19 protein-coding genes and 1 rRNA gene (1 of these 20 running past the window's edge) are annotated in these 19,990 nt (G+C 58.3%); 12 read left to right on the forward strand and 8 right to left on the reverse strand.

What is annotated here, in order from left to right; genetic code table 11:
* Positions 1 to 78 precede the first annotated feature (78 nt).
* Together mrcB and C7H10_RS08405 are read left to right on the forward strand one after the other, a co-directional pair.
* Positions 79 to 2,397 (forward strand): penicillin-binding protein 1B, encoded by a 2,319-nt coding sequence (gene mrcB, locus C7H10_RS08400; protein ID WP_106694487.1) that lies wholly within the window; start codon positions 79 to 81, stop codon positions 2,395 to 2,397.
* Positions 2,394 to 2,975, forward strand: coding sequence for a tetratricopeptide repeat protein (locus C7H10_RS08405; RefSeq protein WP_106694488.1), 582 nt, complete (start codon positions 2,394 to 2,396; stop codon positions 2,973 to 2,975). Before mrcB ends, C7H10_RS08405 begins: the two co-directional genes overlap by 4 nt.
* A gap of 57 nt (positions 2,976 to 3,032) precedes the next feature.
* Here C7H10_RS08405 and C7H10_RS08410 read toward each other — a convergent pair whose 3' ends face one another.
* Entirely contained in the window at positions 3,033 to 3,974 is a 942-nt protein-coding gene (locus C7H10_RS08410; protein ID WP_106694489.1) for a DUF4382 domain-containing protein, read from the reverse strand.
* A gap of 194 nt (positions 3,975 to 4,168) precedes the next feature.
* On the opposite strand from C7H10_RS08410, the gene C7H10_RS08415 reads away from it, so the two are divergent.
* The 4 genes from C7H10_RS08415 (at position 4,169) to C7H10_RS08430 (ending at position 7,273) form a co-directional block, all read left to right on the forward strand.
* Positions 4,169 to 4,756 carry an RNA polymerase sigma factor gene (locus tag C7H10_RS08415; RefSeq protein WP_106694490.1) on the forward strand — a complete coding sequence of 196 codons (588 nt, stop codon included), beginning with the start codon at positions 4,169 to 4,171 and terminating at the stop codon, positions 4,754 to 4,756.
* Between the two features lie 10 nt (positions 4,757 to 4,766).
* Complete coding sequence (locus tag C7H10_RS08420; RefSeq protein ID WP_244178222.1) at positions 4,767 to 5,471, forward strand: anti-sigma factor family protein; 705 nt, start codon at positions 4,767 to 4,769, stop codon at positions 5,469 to 5,471.
* Positions 5,468 to 5,866 (forward strand): hypothetical protein, encoded by a 399-nt coding sequence (locus C7H10_RS08425; protein WP_106694492.1) that lies wholly within the window; start codon positions 5,468 to 5,470, stop codon positions 5,864 to 5,866. Before C7H10_RS08420 ends, C7H10_RS08425 begins: the two co-directional genes overlap by 4 nt.
* Positions 5,867 to 5,950: 84 nt before the next feature.
* On the forward strand, positions 5,951 to 7,273 hold the full coding sequence (locus tag C7H10_RS08430; RefSeq protein ID WP_106694493.1) for a tetratricopeptide repeat protein: 1,323 nt from the start codon (positions 5,951 to 5,953) through the stop codon (positions 7,271 to 7,273).
* A gap of 49 nt (positions 7,274 to 7,322) precedes the next feature.
* On the opposite strand, the gene hemL is transcribed toward C7H10_RS08430, so the two are convergent.
* Genes hemL through C7H10_RS08455 form a run of 5 tightly spaced genes read right to left on the reverse strand, consistent with a single transcriptional unit; the run spans position 7,323 to position 12,276 of the window.
* A complete protein-coding gene (gene hemL, locus C7H10_RS08435) occupies positions 7,323 to 8,603 on the reverse strand; it encodes a glutamate-1-semialdehyde 2,1-aminomutase (protein WP_106694494.1) in 1,281 nt (426 codons plus the stop codon).
* 12 nt (positions 8,604 to 8,615) lie between these two features.
* Entirely contained in the window at positions 8,616 to 9,266 is a 651-nt protein-coding gene (thiE, locus tag C7H10_RS08440) for a thiamine phosphate synthase (protein ID WP_374815733.1), read from the reverse strand.
* A 5-nt stretch (positions 9,267 to 9,271) separates the two neighbouring features.
* A complete protein-coding gene (gene thiD, locus C7H10_RS08445; protein ID WP_244178223.1) occupies positions 9,272 to 10,078 on the reverse strand; it encodes a bifunctional hydroxymethylpyrimidine kinase/phosphomethylpyrimidine kinase in 807 nt (268 codons plus the stop codon).
* Positions 10,075 to 10,497 carry a protoporphyrinogen oxidase HemJ gene (hemJ, locus tag C7H10_RS08450; protein WP_061333554.1) on the reverse strand — a complete coding sequence of 141 codons (423 nt, stop codon included), beginning with the start codon at positions 10,495 to 10,497 and terminating at the stop codon, positions 10,075 to 10,077. Before hemJ ends, thiD begins: the two co-directional genes overlap by 4 nt.
* A 3-nt stretch (positions 10,498 to 10,500) precedes the next feature.
* Positions 10,501 to 12,276: a chloride channel protein gene (locus C7H10_RS08455; RefSeq protein WP_061333555.1), complete on the reverse strand. Its 1,776-nt coding sequence runs from the start codon at positions 12,274 to 12,276 to the stop codon at positions 10,501 to 10,503.
* A 144-nt stretch (positions 12,277 to 12,420) separates the two neighbouring features.
* Between C7H10_RS08455 and argC the strand changes: the two genes are divergently transcribed.
* The 4 genes from argC to erpA all read left to right on the forward strand — a co-directional run bounded on the left by argC (position 12,421) and on the right by erpA (position 15,073).
* A complete protein-coding gene (gene argC / locus C7H10_RS08460; protein WP_106694535.1) occupies positions 12,421 to 13,458 on the forward strand; it encodes an N-acetyl-gamma-glutamyl-phosphate reductase in 1,038 nt (345 codons plus the stop codon).
* 12 nt (positions 13,459 to 13,470) lie between these two features.
* A complete protein-coding gene (locus tag C7H10_RS08465) occupies positions 13,471 to 14,211 on the forward strand; it encodes a DUF6776 family protein (RefSeq protein ID WP_106694497.1) in 741 nt (246 codons plus the stop codon).
* A 3-nt stretch (positions 14,212 to 14,214) separates the two neighbouring features.
* On the forward strand, positions 14,215 to 14,658 hold the full coding sequence (locus tag C7H10_RS08470) for a bactofilin family protein (protein ID WP_061333557.1): 444 nt from the start codon (positions 14,215 to 14,217) through the stop codon (positions 14,656 to 14,658).
* A 61-nt stretch (positions 14,659 to 14,719) separates the two neighbouring features.
* A complete protein-coding gene (erpA, locus tag C7H10_RS08475) occupies positions 14,720 to 15,073 on the forward strand; it encodes an iron-sulfur cluster insertion protein ErpA (RefSeq protein ID WP_061333558.1) in 354 nt (117 codons plus the stop codon).
* A gap of 4 nt (positions 15,074 to 15,077) precedes the next feature.
* On the opposite strand, the gene C7H10_RS08480 is transcribed toward erpA, so the two are convergent.
* The gene (locus C7H10_RS08480) at positions 15,078 to 16,178 is read right to left on the reverse strand and encodes an anhydro-N-acetylmuramic acid kinase (RefSeq protein WP_106694498.1); all 1,101 of its coding nucleotides are present in this window, start codon (positions 16,176 to 16,178) and stop codon (positions 15,078 to 15,080) included.
* Between the two features lie 2 nt (positions 16,179 to 16,180).
* The gene (locus C7H10_RS08485; RefSeq protein WP_106694499.1) at positions 16,181 to 17,572 is read right to left on the reverse strand and encodes an OapA family protein; all 1,392 of its coding nucleotides are present in this window, start codon (positions 17,570 to 17,572) and stop codon (positions 16,181 to 16,183) included.
* Between the two features lie 313 nt (positions 17,573 to 17,885).
* On the opposite strand from C7H10_RS08485, the gene tyrS reads away from it, so the two are divergent.
* Entirely contained in the window at positions 17,886 to 19,088 is a 1,203-nt protein-coding gene (gene tyrS, locus C7H10_RS08490; RefSeq protein ID WP_061333560.1) for a tyrosine--tRNA ligase, read from the forward strand.
* A 478-nt stretch (positions 19,089 to 19,566) separates the two neighbouring features.
* Positions 19,567 to 19,990: ribosomal RNA gene (locus C7H10_RS08500) — 16S ribosomal RNA — on the forward strand (it continues 1,117 nt past the right edge of the window).

A 19,990-nucleotide genomic window follows, 5' to 3' on the forward strand; every position in this document is an offset into this window, starting at 1 on the left:
CTACTATAGCGGGCGGATTACAGAAATAACACACAACAGACCTGCCGAAGGGGGCGCCCGCTTCGTTATAATCCCGCCATGACCAAATCTCGTTCCCCCCGTAAAAAATCGTCCAAATCCAGGCCGGCGGCCAAACGCGGCGGTTTCTGGCGTTTTCTGTTTCGTGCCGGAGCCCTGGGCCTGGTGCTTCTGGCCGGCTGGATGGTGTACCTCGATGCGGTTGTAACCTCCCGTTTTGAGGGGCGTCGTTTTGAAGTGCCGTCCCGTGTCTACGCCCGGCCGTTGGAGCTTTATGATGGCGCGAGCGTGAGCGCGGCAGGCCTTGCCCGGGAGCTGGAATTGGCCGGCTACCGGGCCGGAGATGGCGTTCGGGCCGGGACTTATCAGCGAAATGGCGGGCGGTTTATGATCAGCGCCCGTGGTTTCAGGTTCCCCGATGGTGAAGAGCCCAGGCGCCGATTGTCATTGGTGGTGTCGGGAGACCGTGTTCAGTCGTTTTCGGTAGTGGCGGGCCCGGATTCCCCGATTGTCCGGCTGGAACCGGCCCAGATCGGCGGTATCTATCCCTCCCACCGGGAGGACCGGGTGCTGGTTCGTCTTGATGAGGTGCCGGAGTTGTTGCCCCTTGGGCTGATGGCGATTGAGGACCGACAGTTCTACGAGCATTACGGCGTTGCGCCCTTGTCTATTGCCCGGGCCATGCTGGCAAACATAAAGGCGGGGCAGATTGTGCAGGGTGGCAGTACCCTGACCCAGCAGTTAGTGAAGAACTTTTTCCTGACCCGCGACCAGACACTGGTGCGCAAGGGTAACGAAGCCCTGATGTCGGTCTTGCTGGAATGGCACTACGAGAAAGACGACATTCTGGAAACCTATCTGAACGAGGTCTACCTTGGCCAGGCAGGCAACCGCAGCATCAACGGCTTTGGCCTGGCCAGCCAGTTTTTCTTTGGGGAGCCCCTGAAAGATCTGGACGTTCATCAGATTGCCCTGTTGATCGGCATGGTCAAAGGCCCCAGTTACTACAATCCGCGCCGACACCCGGAGCGCGCCAAGGCTCGGCGAGACCTGGTGCTGTCGGAAATGGCCGAGGCCGGGCTAATCAGCGCTGACGCCGCTACTCGGGCTATCGGCCAGCCCCTGGGTGTGAGCGCCCGGCCGTCCTATACCGACAACCGTTACCCGGCGTACATTGACTTGGTGCGCCGGCACCTGGGGCGCGATTACCGTGAAGAAGACCTGCAAAGCGAGGGTTTGCGCATCTTCACCACCCTGGACCCGGCGGTTCAGGATGCGTCAGAAAAGGCGATTCGCGATACTCTGCCCCGGCTGGCCCGCGGTGAGACCCGCGAGGCTCTTGAGGCGGCCCTGGTGGTCACCGCCAAGGACACCGGCGAGGTGTTGGCGCTGGTGGGCGGAAAAGACCCGGAGTTTGCCGGTTTCAACCGTGCGGTGGACGCCCGCCGGCCGATTGGCTCGCTGATCAAACCGTTTACCTACCTGGCAGCTCTGGAGCAGGCCGACCGGTATACCTTGATTACGCCGGTACAGGATCGCGCGTTTACCCTGGAGTTTGACGACGGCCGGTTGTGGCAGCCCAAGAACTTTGATGGTGAGGAGCGTGGCGAAGTGCCCCTGCACCTGGCCCTGTCCCGATCCTACAACCTCCCGGCAGTGCGTGTCGGGCTGGATGTCGGCATCCCGCGCGTGCAGAAAGTGTTGAGGGCATTTGGGGTGACCACACCGATTTCGGACTATCCCTCGCTGCTGCTTGGCTCCATGTCGTTGACGCCGGCGGAAGTAGCCCAGCTCTATCAGGGTCTGGCTACCTCCGGTTTCAACACACCCTTACGGACCATTCGGGAAGTGACTGATGCTCGTAACGAGCCTTTGTCTCGCTACAGTCTGAAGGTGGACCGGGTTGCCGATCCCGCTGCCGTGCACCTGGTGCAGTACGCCATGCAGGAAACCATGCAGGAGGGCACCGGCCGCTCTGCATACCTCACTCTGCCTGATCGACTGACATTGGCGGGAAAGACCGGTACAACCGATCAGGGCCGGGACTCCTGGTTTGCGGGCTTCAGTGGTGACTATCTGGCCGTGGCCTGGGTGGGGCGCGACGATAACGGCCCCACGGTATTGACCGGTGCTTCTGGCGCCCTGCCGGTGTGGTCTGCAATGATGGCGCAGTTGCCACAGCATGGCTTTTCCCCCGTCATGCCGGACGGTGTCCAGTATCATTGGGTCAATGCCCGGGAGCAGGCATTGACCGGAGAGCGATGTGAGGATGCCCGTCTGGTGCCATTTATCGCCGGCAGTGAGCCCCAGCAGCGCCTGGATTGCGAAGGGCAGTTCGGCCGGCAAATACGCAGTTGGTTTGAAGGATTGTTCCGATGAATAAAACAACGATTACCCGCGCCGGTTGCCTGGCCATGGCGCTGGGTCTTGGAGGCTGCGCCAGCGGCCCCGGCGGTGGCTCTATCTATGTGCCTATGGGTGGCGACGATCGCTCCAGTGCACCGGAACCGCCAAGGTCGGCGGAACCACAAGAGGAGTCTGAACCCCGGGTATGGCGCAAGAGCGATCAACCCGAGGTAAGCGAGCCGGAAGCGCCCGCTACCCGCTCGCCCAGTTATCGGGAGTCCGGTGACGAACTGCCGGCCGCAGCGGTCAGCCTGATTCGTGACGCCGACCAGCGCCTGGCGCAGGGGGACTCTGCCGGCGCTATCGCCCGCCTGGAGCGGGCACAACGCATAGCGCCGCGTTCCTCAGAGGTTTATTTCAAGCTGGCGGAAGCCTATGTGTCTGGTGATAATCTGGGGGCGGCAGAACAGTTCACTTTGAAAGGTCTGTCGCTGGCGGGAAACGATTCGAGAATGCAGCGTTCGGGGTGGTTGTTGCTGGCGGACATTCGCCGGGCCAGGGGTAATGTGGCCGGGGCTGATCAGGCTGAGGCCCGTGCCGGGGCTTTGTGATAGGAGAATGTCAGGAGAGCAAAGGCCGTCCCTGGCCTTTGCGTCAATGCAGCGCTATTAAGGCTGCAGCGGGATGGGGTCAGCCACAGTGGTTTCGCCGGCGATGACGTCGAGGGTCTGGGTACCCTCAAACTCGATCTCGTCGTCGGTTTCGTTATCATCCAGCTGGCAGCTGTAGCTGATGGTGTAGGTGCCCTCGGTGAGGAAGGCGGCGGTCCACTCATACAGGTTACCATCTTCCTGCTCGTTGACCGGCACCACCATCAGCGGATTGAGGCCGTCTCGCTCGACGTTCAGATCTACCGGCTCGTCAATCTCACCCTCGTAGACATAGACTGCACCTTCATAGTTCGGGCTGCAGTCGAGCTGCTCCGGGTCTTCATTGCGAGCTTGCAGGATAGTGGCGTAATCCACCTCGCCAGTCAGCTCACCCACCTCCAGGTTGTTGACCAGGCGAAGTACCGGCTTGAGCATGTAATCCGCCAGCGCCTTTCCGGGAGGGTTCACAATGGATTTGCGAACATCAAAATCGATGGTGAAGCTCTGGCTGGTGTCGGCGGCAACAACAAAGCTGCCTTTGAGTTTCAGGCCGCTTTGCTCGCCGGAGGGCACCGCCAGGGTATAGCGGGCATCACCTCCGGATTCCTTGGTCACCCAAGACTGCTCAGTATCGACAATCAGGCGGATTTCCTCATATTCACCGGCAGGTACTTCCTCGTCGGTAATCAGAGGCTCGGTCACGCCGCCTTGCAGGGTGAGCAGGTCAATAATCCCGACTTCGTCCAGGCTGAACTCCTGCCACTGTCCATCCACCGGTTTGAGCCGGATCGCATTGAACGCCACGTTCACGCTGCTTAGATCCATGGTGGGAGCATCAGTGAGCCCCATGGATACCGTCCCTGTTTGCCCAGAAGAGAGGCTGCCGTCACCGCTCCCACCACAGGCGGCCAATGCGGCCGCAAGGGCGGAGACCGCGAAAACTTGGGTTGAACGCTTCATAAATCCTCCGGTTCGTATCCGTTGCGTTGTTTATCCGGCGTTGCAATCGCCAGTAATGACTTCACGATCCGGAATCGCTGCGGGTTCCCCTCGATTTGATTAACATTTACACATGAGTTGGTCATAATTCGCCGATAAGGGCAGGGCTGTTATAGACTGCGCGCTTCCGTAAACCGTCATCAGGCAGTACTTTTTTGGCCATTCTTCCGTTTCGCCCATCCGCCCAAAAGCGATTTCAGCGCCTGGTGCAGCCGCACCTGACGGCGTTGCACAGCTTTGCCTATCGATTAACCGGTAGCCTTCAGGACGCCGAGGATCTGGTGCAGGATGTGGTGGTGAAGCTCTACCCGCGCCTGGATGAGCTGGAATCCGTGGATCAGCTCAGGCCGTGGTTAAACCGGGTGTTGTACCGTCAGTTCATCGATTCCGTCAGAAAGAAGGGGCGCCAGGCCGATCGTCCGGTGAGCGAATTGATGGAGGCGGAGAGTCAGTCTGATTGGCTCGACAGCCAGATGTCGGACGATCAGTCGCCCGAGCTGGAGCTAAACAAAGAACGGCTTGGCCCAATGCTCGACCGGGCGCTGGAACAGATGTCGCCGGACCAGCGCACCCTGCTGTTGCTTCACGATGTGGATGGCTGGCGCCAGGAAGATGTGGCGGAAGTGTTGGGCGTGCCCATCGGAACCGTCAAATCCCGGCTGCATCGCAGTCGGGCTGCCTTGAGGAAGCATCTTCAGTTGGCAATGGAACCGGATGATGATTCCGGGCGTCTGGAACATTGAGGTGATAACTATGTCCTGTCGGCAAATCCAATCACAATTGCCCGACTATGTTCGGGGCCAGCTGCCCGCCGATGAGTCGCAGGTGGTGCGCGTGCACCTGGAGAGTTGTGCTCTGTGCCAGCAGCACGAGGCGTTCGAGCGCTCGCTGATGTCCGAATTGGCTTCACGCTGCAGGCTGCCGGAACCGTCACCGGGCTTTGAAAACCGGGTGTTCGGCCAGCTTCCCGCACCGGCCTCCAATCGCAAGGTTCATGTGGCCTGGGGCGGTGCCGTTGCGGCCGCGCTGGTGCTGGGGCTGATGCTCGGCCAAGGTAGCGATAAGCGCGGGCTGGAGCCGGAAGTGGCAGCCACGGATCTGACCGAAGAAGCGGCGGCTCCGTCAGAGATGGCGCCGGTGGAACGAACGGTACGGCTGGCCTTTAATGCCGGTGAAGCCCTGGATGATGTTACCTTGACACTGGATCTGCCGCCCCATGTAGAGTTGTCAGGCTTGCCCGGTCAGCATCGGGTCAGCTGGCAGGTGAGTCTTGTACAGGGCGACAATGTGCTGGAGTTACCCTTGACGATTCTGTTTCCCGGCGCCGGCGAGTTGGTTGCCGAACTCGATGCAAATGGTCGTCAGAAAGTTTTCAGGGCGATGGTGCCCCAGTACCCGAACGATGATGGCCCGGCAGCCTCCGGCAGTCGGACAAATCACGAGGAGCCTGCAACATGAGCGTTTGTGAATCCTGGTGGCGGGCCAGCTCTTCCCGCTTGATGCTGGCGGCCGTGCTGGTAGTAAGCGCCCCTTTGGCGCTGGCTGACGACCTTGATGTGACCATGAGAATGGTGGACGACAGCGAAGATCTCACCGGTGCCGTGACTCGGGAAATACGCCTGCCGGAGTTGCCCGGATTGCGCCGCCATGAACGGGGTAATACCTTGGCGCCCGGCAGGGCAACGGCAGAGGATGCCAGAGAGCGGGGGCGGAATTTTGGCCAGTCGGTCTCCGAGCGTGCCCGGGAAGTCCGGGGTGGAAATCCGGATATCGGGCGTGACAGTCTGCCGGAAACTGTACGGGAACTTGACGAACTGAGGCCTGAGCTACCGTCACCATCGTCACGTCCCTGATCTTTTATCTGTGTTAACCTCAGGGCTCGCCCGGAACGGGGCTGCCCCGGCCGGTTCCGTTGATGTCGAGCCTGAGGTTTTCGGTTGTTCAAGACCCTTCGTTTTGTGGGCCTGTTGGCCATCTCCGCTGTCGTTGTTGCCGAGCCGGATCAATCCGCGCAGCAGGCCATGGCCACTGGCATTGAACAGTTTCAGCAGGGCGATTATCCCGCCGCACGACAGCAGTTTGAAGCGGCCAGGGAGCTGGGTCACGACAGCCCGGCCCTGACCTACAACCTGGCGGTCACCTACTACAAAACCGGTGATTATCCGGCCGCCGAAGCTCTGTTTCTCCAGCTTTTGCAGGGGCCAAATCAGGCTCTTGCCCACTACAATCTCGGTCTGGTTGCCCTAGCGGATGGCCGAACGGCCGAGGCTGAGGGCTGGTTTCAGGAATCTGCCCGTCAGGAAGCGCCAGAAACCATCCGTGAGCTGGCACAGCGGCAGCTGGCCAAACTGGCCGAAGACGCCCCCTCTGACTCGTCCTCGATGAAATCGATTGCCCAAGGCTACTTGGCTACCGGGCTTGGCTACGACAGCAATGTGGCCGGCGTTCCCGACGACTCGCCGAGCGACAGAGGCAGCTTTTTCGCCGAGCTGGTGGCGGCGGGCACTCTGAGCCAGCCGGTCAGCGAGCACTGGCGGGTGGTCTGGGATGGCGTGATTTATGGTCAGGATTATACCCGCGGCCGGGCGGACGATACGTCTGTGGTTCAGGCCCGGGCGGCCGGGGTGCGCCGCTTTGACCAGTGGGAACTTGGCCTGCGTGCCGGTGCCTCACGGGCCTGGCTGGGCAATGATGAGCTGGAAACCCGTGTAGGCCTGAGCCTGTTCGGCCGTTCCGGCGTTTGCCCGTTATCCGACTGGCTGTCCGGCTGTTCATGGTCGGTGTCAGCGGATCAGGTGAATGGTGGCCCGGATTACGCCGCCTATGATGGCCAGTGGTACCAGTTTGAAGTCCGTGCCGAACAAAACGTTGATTGGCTGCTTGTTGAAGCATTCTATCGTTGGCAGCGCAATCATCGGAAAGACTTTCAACAGGACGAGTTTTTCGCCAGCGTATCCCCGGTCCATCATGAACTGGGCGTTGAGGCGATTTATCCGGTTGGGCCGGCTCTTTCGGTAGGGGCGGAGGTTGCCGTGCGGCACAGTCGTTACGAAGATCCACACCAATGGCTCGAACAAGGCACACTGGCCACTCAGCGGCGCCGGGATGTGCGGCGGGAGTTCGGGCTGATGGCGGAGTACGCTATCAGTCGGCAATGGCTGGTGCGTAACCAGTGGCTGTTCCGGGATCAGAATAGCCGGATTGACCGGTACGATTACCGTCGTCACACCTATACAGTATCGCTGGAAGGGGTATTCTGAAAACCATCAGCCCTGGCCCGAGGTGGCCAGAGCTGACAAGACGACCCTGTTACAGGGTCGCCATGACTTTCCGGGCTGCGGCCAGGGTGAACTCAATGTCCTCATCGCTGAGGGCCGCTGTGGTAAAGCCCGCTTCGAATGCCGAGGGCGCAAGGTAGATGCCTTCCTTCAGCATTCCCTGGAAGAACTTCTTGAAACGTTCCACATCGCACGCCATCACCTGTTCGAAGGTGGTCACCGAGGGCTCATCGGTGAAGAAAAAGCCGAACATGGCGCCAGCGGACTGGACGGTCAGCGGGATGCCGGCTTCGTCGGCGGCGGCTTTCAGGCCATCACGCACCTTGTTGGTTTTGTCCGTCAGCTTGTCGTGGAAGCCGGGCTCAGAAATGGCGTTCAGGGTGGTCAGGCCCGCGGTCATGGCCAGGGGGTTGCCGCTCAGGGTGCCGGCCTGGTAGACCGGACCCAGTGGAGAAATGTGCTCCATGATTTCCCGCTTGCCGCCAAAAGCACCCACCGGCAAGCCGCCACCGATCACTTTGCCCAGGGCGGTCAGGTCCGGCTTAACGCCGTAGAAGCCTTGGGCACCGCCGAGTGACACCCGGAAGCCGGTCATTACTTCGTCAAAAATCAGCACCGTGCCGTGTTCATCGCAGACTTCCCGCAGCCCTTCCAGGAACCCAGGTACCGGCGGAATGCAGTTCATGTTGCCGGCAACAGGTTCGACAATAATAGCTGCCACCTGATCGCCGATGTCCTTGAAGGTCTCACGTACCTGATCGATGTCGTTGTAGTTCAGGGTAATGGTGTGTTCGGCCAGGCTGGCGGGAATGCCCGGGGAGTTGGGTACGCCCAGGGTGAGAGCGCCGGAGCCGGCCTTCACCAGCAGCGAATCCACGTGGCCGTGGTAGCAACCCTCAAACTTTACAATCTTGTCCCGGCCGGTGTAGCCACGGGCCAGGCGAATGGCGCTCATGGTGGCTTCGGTGCCGGAGTTGACCATGCGCACCAGTTCAATGGAGGGCACCAGTTCACACACCTTTTTCGCCATCTCGGTTTCGATGGCCGTAGGAGCGCCATAGCCCACACCCAGATCCACCTGGGCGTGCAGGGCCGCTTTAATGCGCGGGTCTGAGTGGCCAAGAATCATCGGGCCCCAGGAGCCGATAAAGTCGATGTAACGGCGGTCATCTTCGTCGTACAGATAAGCGCCTTCGGCATGCTTGAAGAAAACCGGAGTACCGCCAACACCGCGGAAGGCCCGCACCGGTGAATTTACGCCGCCCGGAATGTATTTCTGGGCCTGTTCGAATAGCGTTTCAGAGTGAGTCACGGATAGCTCCTGTCAGTTTGAAGATGAGAAAAGAGGGTGATGCCTGGCCACCAGCCGGGTAAAGGTTTCCGCTCTGTGCCGGATGTCCTCCGGAGTGCCACCAAACAGACCTCCCACTACCGCAATCAGGTCTGCGCCGGCACGGATCAGGGCTTCGGCGTTGTCGGTGGTGATGCCGCCAATCGCGGTAATCGGAAGCGCCAGCGCTCTGGCTTCCGTCAATACAGTCGTTTCTGCAGGTGGTGCACCGGGTTTGGTGGCCGAGTTGTAGAACCGGCCAAACGCCAGGTAGTCGGCCCCTGCCGCCTTGGCGTTGCGGGCAAGGTCCAGCCGATGGTGGCAGGTAATGCCGATGACGGCCTCTGGCCCCAGAACATGCCGGGCGTCGGCCAGGGTGCAATCTTCCTGGCCCAGGTGCACACCCGCCGCGCCCACCCGCAGGGCCAGTTCCGGGTCATCGTTAATCAGCAGGGGCACGCCGGCCTGGCGGCACAGAACGTTCAGCTCCGTTGCCTCGCGCAATCGCTCGGCACTGGTGCCTACCTTGTCGCGGTACTGTACCAATGTCGCTCCGCCCTGCAATGCCGCTTCCACGGCGGCAATCAGCTGATCTGCCGGGGTCAGTGCGTTATCGGTAATGGCATACAGGCCAGGTTTTAGCATCCGGTTCAGCGTTCCCACAGAATGCCCCGGTCGGGAACCCGTTGACCCTTGCCTACGTTCAGCGCGTGCAGAAGGGCGCGATGAACGTAGTTCTGCGCCTGGGAGATCGATGCCCTGGCCGATAGCCCGCTGGCGCGCCCGGCCGCGATGGCGGCCGCCAGGGTACAACCGGTGCCGTGGAACTCATTGGCGCCCACCCGCTCCACTTCCCAGTGCATGGGTTCCGGAGCATGGTTGTACAGGGTGTTGATGATGTGGATGCCTGTGCCGTGACCACCTGTAGCCAGAACCGATTGACAGCCGGCGTCAATGAGGTTTCGCGCGGCCTGGTCCGGGTCTTCGCTGCCACCCAACTGGGCCAGTTCAACACCGTTGGGTGTGATCATTTCCGCTCTGGGAAACAGCCGGGTTTTCATGGCTTGAACCAATGCTTCATCGGCAAGATCGCCGCCGCCAGCTGCCTTGATGACCGGGTCGACAATCAGCGGTAACTCCGGCTGGCTGTCGAGAAACTCCACCAACACATCGACCACATCGGCATTGCCCAGGGCGCCGGTCTTGATGGCATGGATGGGCACATCTGCTGCCAGGCACTGCAGTTGTTGCCGGATCAGCTCAGCGTTGACAGGCTCGGCGCCATACACGTTGTTGGTGTCCTGCACGGTCAGGCAGGTCAGCACTGGCAGGGGGTGCCCGCCAAGGGAAGTAATCGCCTGGATATCGGCCTGAATGCCAGCACCACCGGAGGGGTCCAGCCCTGACAGCACCAGAACATGGGGGCGGGTGTAGCTATTAATGGTTGCTCTCCTCAAAAGGGTTTTACAACAGCCAGAATGACCACCGCTAACAGAATGAATACCGGAACCTCGTTAAACCAGCGATAGAACACGTGGCTGCGGGTATTCTTGTCATCCCGGAAGACTTTCACCAAGTGGCCGCAATAGAAATGGTAGACGACCAGCAGCGCGACCAGAGCCAGTTTGGCGTGCATCCAGCCCATGCTGAAATAACCGGACACATTGTAACTGAGTAACCAGATTCCAAAGACCACCGTGGCGATCATTGAAGGTGTTGTTATGCCCCGGTACAGCTTGCGCTCCATGATCTTGAAACGTTCGCGGCCCGGCTGGTCCTCACAGGCTGCATGGTACACGAACAGTCTGGGCAGATAGAAAATGCCGGCAAACCAGCACACCAGGGAAATGATATGAAACGCCTTGACCCACAACATCCATCAACTCCGTCGGTATTGGTAATAGCTTTCGATATCTGATTGAAGCACGACACCATAAACCCGCTGAATCATCGGGGCTACATGGCGTTGTACGTACAGTGCCTCAGCCTGGGTCGAGTCGAATTCGTTCAGGGCCTCTTCCAGGGTGGCTTGATATTGCACTGGCGCCACATCCCGCCGGTTGGCCGGGATTTCCATCAGGTCGACGGTGTCTGGGGGTGCGATGCCTTCTTCGGCAACCTGTTTTTCGGTGTCTTCAAGGTAGCGGGCAAGATCCACTGCCGGTAACAGAGCGGTTGGCCCGTTGCTGCCCTCGACCAGCAACCATTTGGGTTCCGACTTCAGTGCCTTGCGGGCTTCATCCGGGGTCAGCTCCCGATCCGTACGCAAAATGCTCCGGTCCATGATCGCGCCCACAGACACTCGTCTTAACGCCTGGATCACTGGTGAATTCTGGTAACTCAGGCCCTGGTTTTTCAGAATGGTCAGGAACAGGGATTTTTTTCCGAAAGCTTCGCTGGTCACCAGGCTGGCGGTGGTGATGATCAGCATGCCAGGCAGAATGATGTTCGGGTTTCGAGTCAGTTCCATCAAGGCCATCAGAGCGGCCAACGGTGCCTGTAGCACCGCCCCCATCATCGCCCCCATGCCCAGCATGGCGTAAAAGCCCACCGACGATGCCAGCTCGGGGAAGATCTGGGCGCCGATCAGCCCCATCGCTCCGCCAAGGGTCGCCCCCATGAAAATGGTCGGGCCGATCACGCCACTTGGCATACCAAGCCCGATAGACAACCCGGTAATCACCAGTTTTGCCACGCCCACGCCAAGCAGCAGCCAGAACCCCAGCTCGCCGTGAATGGTTTCGCTGACCGTGTCGTAACCAATACCCATGGTTTCCGGAACCAGGATCGCAAACGGCACCATCAGCAGGCCAGCCACCGTGATACGGAGCAGTACCGGCCGGTGGTGATGGCGCCCCATGTTGTCCACCAGATGGATAAAGGCCGCGGCGGCAATTCCGATGATCACGGCAATCGCGAGGATCCATGGAATTTCCAGCAGAGAGTTCATAGTCAGTGCGGGCACGCTGAAGGCTGGCTCCGAGCCGTAGACAATCTGGGTAATGATGGCGGCACTGACCGCCGCCAGAATAATTGGCGTAAAGCCGGCAATGGTGTACTCCATCATCACCACTTCCATGGCGAAGATCACGCCGGCAATCGGCGTGTTGAAAGACGCCGAGATAGCGGCTGCACAGCCGCAGGCCACCAGGGTTCGTATGCTGTTGTTGGGCAGCCTCAGCCATTGCCCGAACAGGCTTGAAAACGCCGCGCCCAGGTGCACCGCAGGGCCCTCCCGGCCAGCCGACTGGCCGGATACTACGGTGGTAACCCCGGCAACAAACTGAACCATGGCGCTTTTGAACGATATGTAGCCCTGATGGTAGTTCAGGCGCTCCATAATGTGGACGATGCCCACCTTGCGATCGTGAATGGACAGTTTGTGCAACAGAATGCCCAGACCAACGGCGCCGGCCAGCGGCAGCAGCCCCCTGGTCAGAATATCCAGTTGCTCGAAGTTCTCTGAGCCCGCACCGGGCAGGAAATGTTCCAGCGGCCATTCAATGGCGAGCCGGAACAACAGAATCACCGCCCCGGTGACAATTCCGGACAACAGCCCAAGCACAGCCAGTTGTGGCAGTGCATCGACACCCGACAGTTTCCTCCGGAAAACGGGGATCAGGTTCTCAGTGATCTGTTGCCTGATGTTACGCATGAGCACCGGGTTCCGGGTCGATGGGCGGGTCCTTCAGAAGGATTCTGACAACATTGTAACCATGGGTCTGCAGGCTGCAATAAGTCCTTGGATTATCATGGTAGACTACCCGGGAATTCTGACCAGACCACGTTGGAGATGAGTGTGATTAAAATAGGCATCGTTGGGGGAACCGGGTACACCGGTGTTGAGCTGTTGCGGATTCTTGCCGTTCATCCGGACGCAGAAGTGAAATGCATCACTTCGCGCTCCGAGGCTGGTATGCCGGTGGCCGACATGTACCCCAATCTGCGAGGGCATTTTGACCTGGCCTTCTCGGAGCCTGATTCGGCGGTGCTGGCACAGTGCGACCTGGTGTTCTTTGCCACGCCTCACGGGGTTGCCATGCGCATGGTTCCGGAACTGATGGCCGCCGGCGTTCGTGTGGTAGACCTGTCTGCGGATTTCCGCCTGAAAGACCTGGATGTCTGGGCCCAGTGGTACGGTATGCCCCATGAAACACCGGAGTGGGCACAAAAAGCGGTTTATGGCCTGCCTGAGGTAGCACGTGACGCGATTCGCCAGGCCCAGTTGGTCGCCAACCCTGGTTGTTATCCCACGGCGGTGCAGCTTGGCTTCCTCCCCTTGCTCGAACAGGGGTTGGTAGACCCCAGCCGGCTGATTGCCGATGCCAAATCCGGTGCCAGCGGTGCCGGTCGCCAGGGCAACATCGGCATGCTACATGGTGAGATCGGTGAAAGCTTCAAGGCCTACGGTGCCTCCGGGCATCGGCACCTGCCGGAAATTCGCCAGGGCCTGAGTCTGGCAGCTACCGGTCCGGTGGGCGTAACCTTCGTGCCGCACCTGGTACCGATGATTCGGGGTATCGAGGCCACCTTGTACGCGGAGCTGTCGGAGCCTGCGGATTTTGATCGGCTCCAGGCCCTCTACGAAGAGCGCTACAAGACCGAGCCATTTGTGGATGTCATGCCTTTTGGCAGTCACCCGGAAACCCGCAGTGTTCGCGGCGGCAACCAGTGCCGGATGGCATTGCATCGCCAGGAGCAGAGCAATGTGGTGATTGTCTCCTCGGTCATCGACAACCTGGTCAAAGGCGCTGCCGGGCAGGCAGTGCAGAACATGAATATCATGTTTGGTCTTGACGAAACCCAGGGCCTGAAGGCTCCGGCACTTCTTCCTTGAGGGCAAGACAAGGTGAGTGATACCCGCAAACCGAACGATGAGTATGTGGTGATCCGTCACCGGCCGGGCTACCGCCTGCGCCGGACGATGATCCTGCTGGCTTTTACCGTGGTTGCCGCCATTGCAGGTTACGCTGCTGGAATGGCGCAGGGCGGGTTCCGGTTTTCATCTGCTGAAGCTTCAAACGAACAGCTGGCGCAGGAATTGCGCAGTCTGCGGGATCAGTTCCGCACCGCTCGGCAGAATCTGGTGAATCTTGAGCGCGGGCGGGCGATTGACGAACAGGCGCTGCGGGAAGCCAGGAACACCATCGTTGGGCTCGAAACCCGAATATCGGAGTTGGAGGCAGACCTGACGTTCTATCGGAATATCATGGCGCCCTCAGAGACGAGCAAAGGGCTGCAGGTTGACAGCTTTACGCTGGCGTCCGCCCGTGGCGATAACACCTATCGGTTCAAGATGGTGCTAACTCAGGTTGGCAATAACAACAGTTTTATTGCCGGGCAGGTGGCCGTGAATATCATAGGCCGGTTGGACGGTGAGAAAGAAGTGATTGCCTTGCGCGATCTGTCCGACGACATCGAGGATCTGGGGGTCAGGTTCCGGTTTCGGTACTTCCAGGATGTAGAGGGTACCTTGAACCTTCCCCAAGGCTTTGAGCCCCACGAAATCCAGGTGGTGGCGCAGGCGCAGGGGCGGAATGCCTCACAGGCAGAACGAACATTTGATTGGGCACAGTTAACTGGGAGCTGATACATGCTGGGCAAGAAAAAACAGAAACCGCGCCGTTCCGTTGGCCATTTCGATACCTTGATTTCATCCAGAACAACCATTGAGGGTGATGTACGCTTTTCGGGCGGCTTGCACGTGGATGGCAAAATCAAAGGTCGGGTGCTGGCGGAAGAGGGCAGTGACGCTGTGGTCCGGCTGTCGGAAGTGGGTGAAATCACCGGCGATATCACTGCGCCACACATTATTATCAATGGCAAGGTGAACGGTGACGTGCGCGCCACCAGCCACCTCGAACTGGCAGAGAACGCTGCCATTAACGGTAACGTATACTATCGTCTTATCGAGATGGCCATGGGGGCATCCGTGAACGGTAATCTGGTTCGTCAGGATGAAACCAGCGGCCTGCTGACTCACGATAAAGAGTCTGTGCTAAGTGCGGAGTCAGAGGGTGAGGGTAAATCCGAATAGTTGACTGTTTTAGTCGGGAATACCATAATCCTCTGACCGCTTTATCTCCCGGAGGCATACCTTGAGTGTAGTTCAACAGCAAATAGCCACACCGTTGTTCTTCAGCGACAGCGCTGTTGCCAAGGTTCGCGAGTTGATCGAGGAAGAGGAGAATCCTGATCTCAAACTGCGGGTGTTCGTAACAGGTGGCGGTTGTTCGGGGTTCCAGTACGGATTTTCGTTCGACGAGAATCAGGAAGACGACGATACCGTCATAGAGCGGGATGGAGTAAAGCTGTTGGTTGATTCCATGAGCTACCAATACCTCGTAGGCGCCACAATTGATTATCAGGAAGGCCTTCAGGGTTCACAGTTTGTTGTTCAGAATCCAAACGCCAGCTCCACCTGCGGTTGCGGCAGTTCGTTTTCCATCTGAAGCCTCAAGCCGGGTAAATCGCGCCCAACACCCGCGGGCCTCTGGCGCCGGTTACCTCAGGCAGGTTTCCCGGCTGGCCTTCAAGGGTTTGTCTGGCCAGCCAGGCAAATGCCACTGGCTCTACCCATTGCGGGTCCAACCCCAGATCAGCCGTTGTGGTCAGCGCTACCGACCCCAGTCCAACTCTGAGTTCATTCATCATTAACCGGTTGAACGTTCCGCCGCCGCAGGCGTAAACCGTCATGTTGGCGGACTCTTGTGGCAACTGCTTCAGAACGGTAATCACCGTCAGTTGTAAGAGGGTCCGTTGAACGTCTTCTGCAGCCAGATCGGGGAACCGCTGCAGGTGGGTACGGATCCAGTCAAGGTTGAAGCGCTCCTTGCCGGTGCTTTTCGGAGCTGGCTTGCTGAAATAGGCGTCGGAAAGCATGCTGCTCAACAGCTCCGAATGCACAGTGCCCTCGCTTGCCAGGTGTCCGGATTCATCATAGTGACGCCCGGTCTGGTCCAGGCACCAGGCATCAAGCAAGGCATTTGCCGGGCCGGTATCAAAACCGACCACGGGTTTTCGTCCGGCTGCGGGAAGCCAGGTGATATTGGCGATGCCTCCGAGGTTCAGAATACAGCGGTCCTGCTCGTCCGAGGTAAACAGCCATTGATGGAAGGCCGGAACCAGTGGGGCGCCCTGACCACCTGCGGCCAGGTCTCTGCTGCGAAAATCCGAGACCGTGGTCAGTCCGGTGCTTTCCGCAATACAGGCGGCATTGCCAATCTGAAGTGAGAAGGGGGCAGGGCCGGCAGGTTGGTGGCGTACTGTTTGCCCGTGACTGCCAATGCCCTGAATATCCCGGAGTTTCAGGCCGGAGCGCCGGATCAGTTCCTTTGCGGTATGACCAAAGTGGTGGCCCACCAGTGTGTCCAATTCACCGAGTTCGTCAGTGTCTGACTGGTTTCGGGTGGCCAGCAGGAGCCTTTGTCTGAGTGGTTCAGGGTAGGGTAGCGAAAGCGTGGAATGAATATCCAGATGCCGGCCAGTGAAAGACACCAGCACCGCGTCAACCGCGTCCATGCTGGTGCCTGACATCAGGCCGAGCCAGTAGGTCATAATCAGTTGTCCGATGCCAGAGCCAGTTGGCGACCACTTTCGCGGAAACCATTGAACTGCGCCAGCCGCTGCTCGGTGAATTGGCGAAATCTTGCCATTTCAGCGCTTGGTACGGGCTTGGCGTCGGGCAGTTTCACGGTACGGGAGTTCTTGGCAACGCCATTCACCCGGAACTCGTAATGCAGATGAGGGCCGGTCACCATTCCGGACGAGCCAACATAGCCAATGGTGTCTCCCTGTTTTACCCGTGTGCCATTCTTGATGCCTTTACCCAGTCGGCTCATATGAGCATACAGGGTGGTGATATTGTCGCCATGCTGCAAAACCACGGTGCGGCCATAGCCGCCTTTCCAGCCGGCAAACTGCACTCGCCCACTGCCGGCTGCCTTGATCGGTGTGCCCGGGGGCGCGGCATAGTCGGTTCCCTCGTGGGGTCTGACCACGTCCAGCACCGGGTGTCGGCGTTGCAGGTTGAAGGGCGATGACACGCGGGCGTTGATTGGAACTCTCAGGAACGCCTTACGCATACTTTTGCCTTCCGGCGTGTAATAGTCACTCTCGCCGTTTTTGTCTGTATACAGCAGAGCCACATTCTCAGTACCGCGGTTGATGAAACGTGCGGAAAGAATCCGGCCGGTATCAAATTTTTTACCGTCGATGTACAGCTCTTCGTACACTACCTCAAAGCTGTCACCCTTGCGGACATCGTAGACAAAGTCGATGTCCCAACCGAAGATCCCGGCCAGTTCCATGGTGAGCCGGTCATTCAGTCCTGCGTCCCTGGCAGCAAGATAGAGGGAACCGTCAATGACGCCTGCGGCAAATGCCGGGCGCGGCTCCGGTTTGCGAACTTCTGTGTTGCCAAGGAAGCCGTTGTCGGTCTTTGAGATCTTGAGAGTTTCCAGGCGGCTGCGTTGCAGCTCCACGGCCACTAGCTGCCCCTCACTGTCAACACCGAAGCGAATGTCTTCCCCGGCGTAAAGGCGCTGAAGCTTGCCTGCTTCGCCTTCACCATGAATGACCGACAGCATGATGCCATCGTTGAAACCTGCTTTGCGAAACAGCGAAGACAGTGTGTCGCCGGACTTTACACGAAATTCCTGCCAGTCGACCTTCGGGACATCGGGTTTCGATGTGCGCCCGGCCTGAGCGATTGGTTCGCCGGCACTTTGCGCTTTGTCCTCTGAGGGCTGAGTGTCGGTGGCTTCCTGTGTCTGGGCGGGCCTGGTGTCTTTCGATGCCGCGCCAGACGCCAGGCCCTCTTCGAGGTCAATGGTGTAGGACATGCGCTTGGCTTCGACGTCAGCGCTGGGGCTCATCAGCACAGCGGCAGAGACAACAATCGTCGCTGCTGCTGCCAGAGTAATATGTGTTTTGGGGAATGTTTTAAGCACGTGGCTCACCCGTTTTCATCGGTATTCCAGCAAGTTGTACTAGCTAATTAAAGCGCTAGATCAAGTAAAGTCAAACAGATTACCGCATCTGACATTATCAGGACAGTGTCGAACATTACGGTTGAGCGGGTGTCTGGTCGTACAAAACTGCCTGCCGCTGGTATAATGCCGGTCCTTTTATTGCTCGGTTTGGTTGAAAACTGAGCAGTCACACTTTAGCAAGGGTGTCGGTTAAACACAGATTTGTTTTGTTGAGGTCTGTAACTGCCGCCGGCAAACCCTGACACCAAGTCAAACTGGGGACGAAAGGTTCATGGCAACAATTGAGGAAGCGTTGGCCGTTATCAAGCGCGGTATTGACGAGCTGATTCCCGAAGAGGATTTGATTGCAAAGCTTAAAGAAGATCGGCCGCTGAGGATCAAGGCGGGTTTCGATCCGACCGCACCTGATTTGCACCTCGGCCACACCGTGCTAATCAACAAGCTTCGCCAGTTCCAGGATCTTGGCCATGAAATCATCTTCCTTATTGGTGACTTCACGGGAATGATCGGCGATCCAACCGGAAAAAGCGCAACCCGTCCTCCTTTAACAGAAGAGCAGGTGCGCAAGAACGCCATTACCTATAAAGAGCAGGTGTTCAAGATTCTGGACCCGGAGAAAACCCGGGTTGTATTCAATTCCGAATGGATGAGCCAGATGAATGCCGCGAGCATGATTCAGCTCGCGGGCCAGTATACGGTTGCACGGATGCTCGAGCGTGATGATTTCACCAAGCGTTACAGAGCTGAGCAGCCAATTGCCATTCATGAGTTCCTGTATCCGCTGATTCAGGGCTACGACTCCGTAGCGCTTGAAGCTGATGTGGAGCTCGGTGGTACTGACCAGAAGTTTAATTTGCTGATGGGGCGGATTCTCCAGAAGCATTATGGTCAGGCGCCCCAGGCCATTATTACCGTTCCGATTCTTGAGGGGTTGGACGGTGTGCAGAAGATGTCCAAGTCGTTGGGCAACTATGTTGGGGTTAGTGATTCACCCGGAGAGATGTACACCAAGCTGTTGTCGATGCCGGATGAGTTGCTGTGGCGTTACTTCGAATTGCTGAGCTTCCGGCCAATGGCGGAAGTGGAGCAGTTCCGTGCTGAGGTAGGAGCTGGTGCCAACCCGCAGGACTATAAAAAACTCCTGGCTGAAGAGCTGATTACTCGCTTCCATGACGAAGAGGCCGCGAAAACCGCTCACAAGTCTGCCGGCAACCGGGTTGCGCTTGGGGAGATTCCGGAAAACGTGCCACTGGTAGAAGTCTCTCTCGAGGGGCAGGATGAAATGCCGATGGCAGCCGTCCTTCGCCTGGCTGGGCTGGTAAAGAATGGCGCTGCTGCTAGAGATGTTCTTGGTCGTGGTGCTGTCTATATAGATGGCAAACAGTTTGAAGGTGATCGCAGGTTTGTCAAAGGTGATGATTGCGTTGTCCAGGCGGGTAAAAAGAAGATTGCCCGGGTGGTCATTGTCGAGTGAAGTGAGGCTGGTTGCGACCAATTTGAAAAAATTTCAGATTGGTCGTTGACTCCTCAGCAGAGGTCTGTAGAATGCGCATCTCGCTTGAGGGGCTGGCCACTGAAAAGAGGCAAAACCTAAGCGATAACTGCTTGAAAGCGCTGAAGAAAAAGTTCGAAAGATTCTTCAGAAAGCGGTTGACAGGAAGGCGGTTCAGTGTAGAATGCGCACCTCGAAACAGGCAGTAAGCCGGACAGTTTTTTCGGCGGTTTTCGGAAGCGGAAACGGCGAAAAATAAACGGTTGACAGGGCAGCGGAACGATGTAGAATACGCGGCCTTGATTGAGCAACAGCTCAAACGCTCTTTAAAAAGTTAACCAAGTAATTCGTGTGGGCGCTGGCCGAGGTATTTCGGATACGAAATATCAGGACAGTGACTCGTCGAAATTGAGTTTTGTCTTGAGCAAGAATTAAGAACTTTCGAGTTCTTGTATGATTTAAACTGAAGAGTTTGATCATGGCTCAGATTGAACGCTGGCGGCAGGCTTAACACATGCAAGTCGAGCGGTAACAGGGGGTGCTTGCACCCCGCTGACGAGCGGCGGACGGGTGAGTAATGCTTAGGAATCTGCCCAGTAGTGGGGGATAGCCCGGGGAAACCCGGATTAATACCGCATACGTCCTACGGGAGAAAGCAGGGGATCTTCGGACCTTGCGCTACTGGATGAGCCTAAGTCGGATTAGCTAGTTGGTGGGGTAAAGGCCTACCAAGGCGACGATCCGTAGCTGGTCTGAGAGGATGATCAGCCACATCGGGACTGAGACACGGCCCGAACTCCTACGGGAGGCAGCAGTGGGGAATATTGGACAATGGGGGCAACCCTGATCCAGCCATGCCGCGTGTGTGAAGAAGGCTTTCGGGT

It is taken from the genome of Marinobacter shengliensis (genome assembly GCF_003007715.1).
GTDB lineage: Bacteria > Pseudomonadota > Gammaproteobacteria > Pseudomonadales > Oleiphilaceae > Marinobacter > Marinobacter shengliensis.

What these genes read in the sequence shown, in the direction of transcription:
- mrcB (WP_106694487.1), top strand. Translation starts at nt 79, where the DNA reads ATGACCAAATCTCGTTCCCCCCGTAAAAAATCGTCCAAATCCAGGCCG.
- C7H10_RS08405 (WP_106694488.1), top strand. Translation starts at nt 2,394, where the DNA reads ATGAATAAAACAACGATTACCCGCGCCGGTTGCCTGGCCATGGCGCTG.
- C7H10_RS08410 (WP_106694489.1), bottom strand. Translation starts at nt 3,974, where the DNA reads ATGAAGCGTTCAACCCAAGTTTTCGCGGTCTCCGCCCTTGCGGCCGCA.
- C7H10_RS08420 (WP_244178222.1), top strand. Translation starts at nt 4,767, where the DNA reads ATGTCCTGTCGGCAAATCCAATCACAATTGCCCGACTATGTTCGGGGC.
- C7H10_RS08425 (WP_106694492.1), top strand. Translation starts at nt 5,468, where the DNA reads ATGAGCGTTTGTGAATCCTGGTGGCGGGCCAGCTCTTCCCGCTTGATG.
- thiE (WP_374815733.1), bottom strand. Translation starts at nt 9,266, where the DNA reads ATGCTAAAACCTGGCCTGTATGCCATTACCGATAACGCACTGACCCCG.
- hemJ (WP_061333554.1), bottom strand. Translation starts at nt 10,497, where the DNA reads ATGTTGTGGGTCAAGGCGTTTCATATCATTTCCCTGGTGTGCTGGTTT.
- C7H10_RS08455 (WP_061333555.1), bottom strand. Translation starts at nt 12,276, where the DNA reads ATGCGTAACATCAGGCAACAGATCACTGAGAACCTGATCCCCGTTTTC.
- C7H10_RS08470 (WP_061333557.1), top strand. Translation starts at nt 14,215, where the DNA reads ATGCTGGGCAAGAAAAAACAGAAACCGCGCCGTTCCGTTGGCCATTTC.
- C7H10_RS08480 (WP_106694498.1), bottom strand. Translation starts at nt 16,178, where the DNA reads ATGACCTACTGGCTCGGCCTGATGTCAGGCACCAGCATGGACGCGGTT.
- tyrS (WP_061333560.1), top strand. Translation starts at nt 17,886, where the DNA reads ATGGCAACAATTGAGGAAGCGTTGGCCGTTATCAAGCGCGGTATTGAC.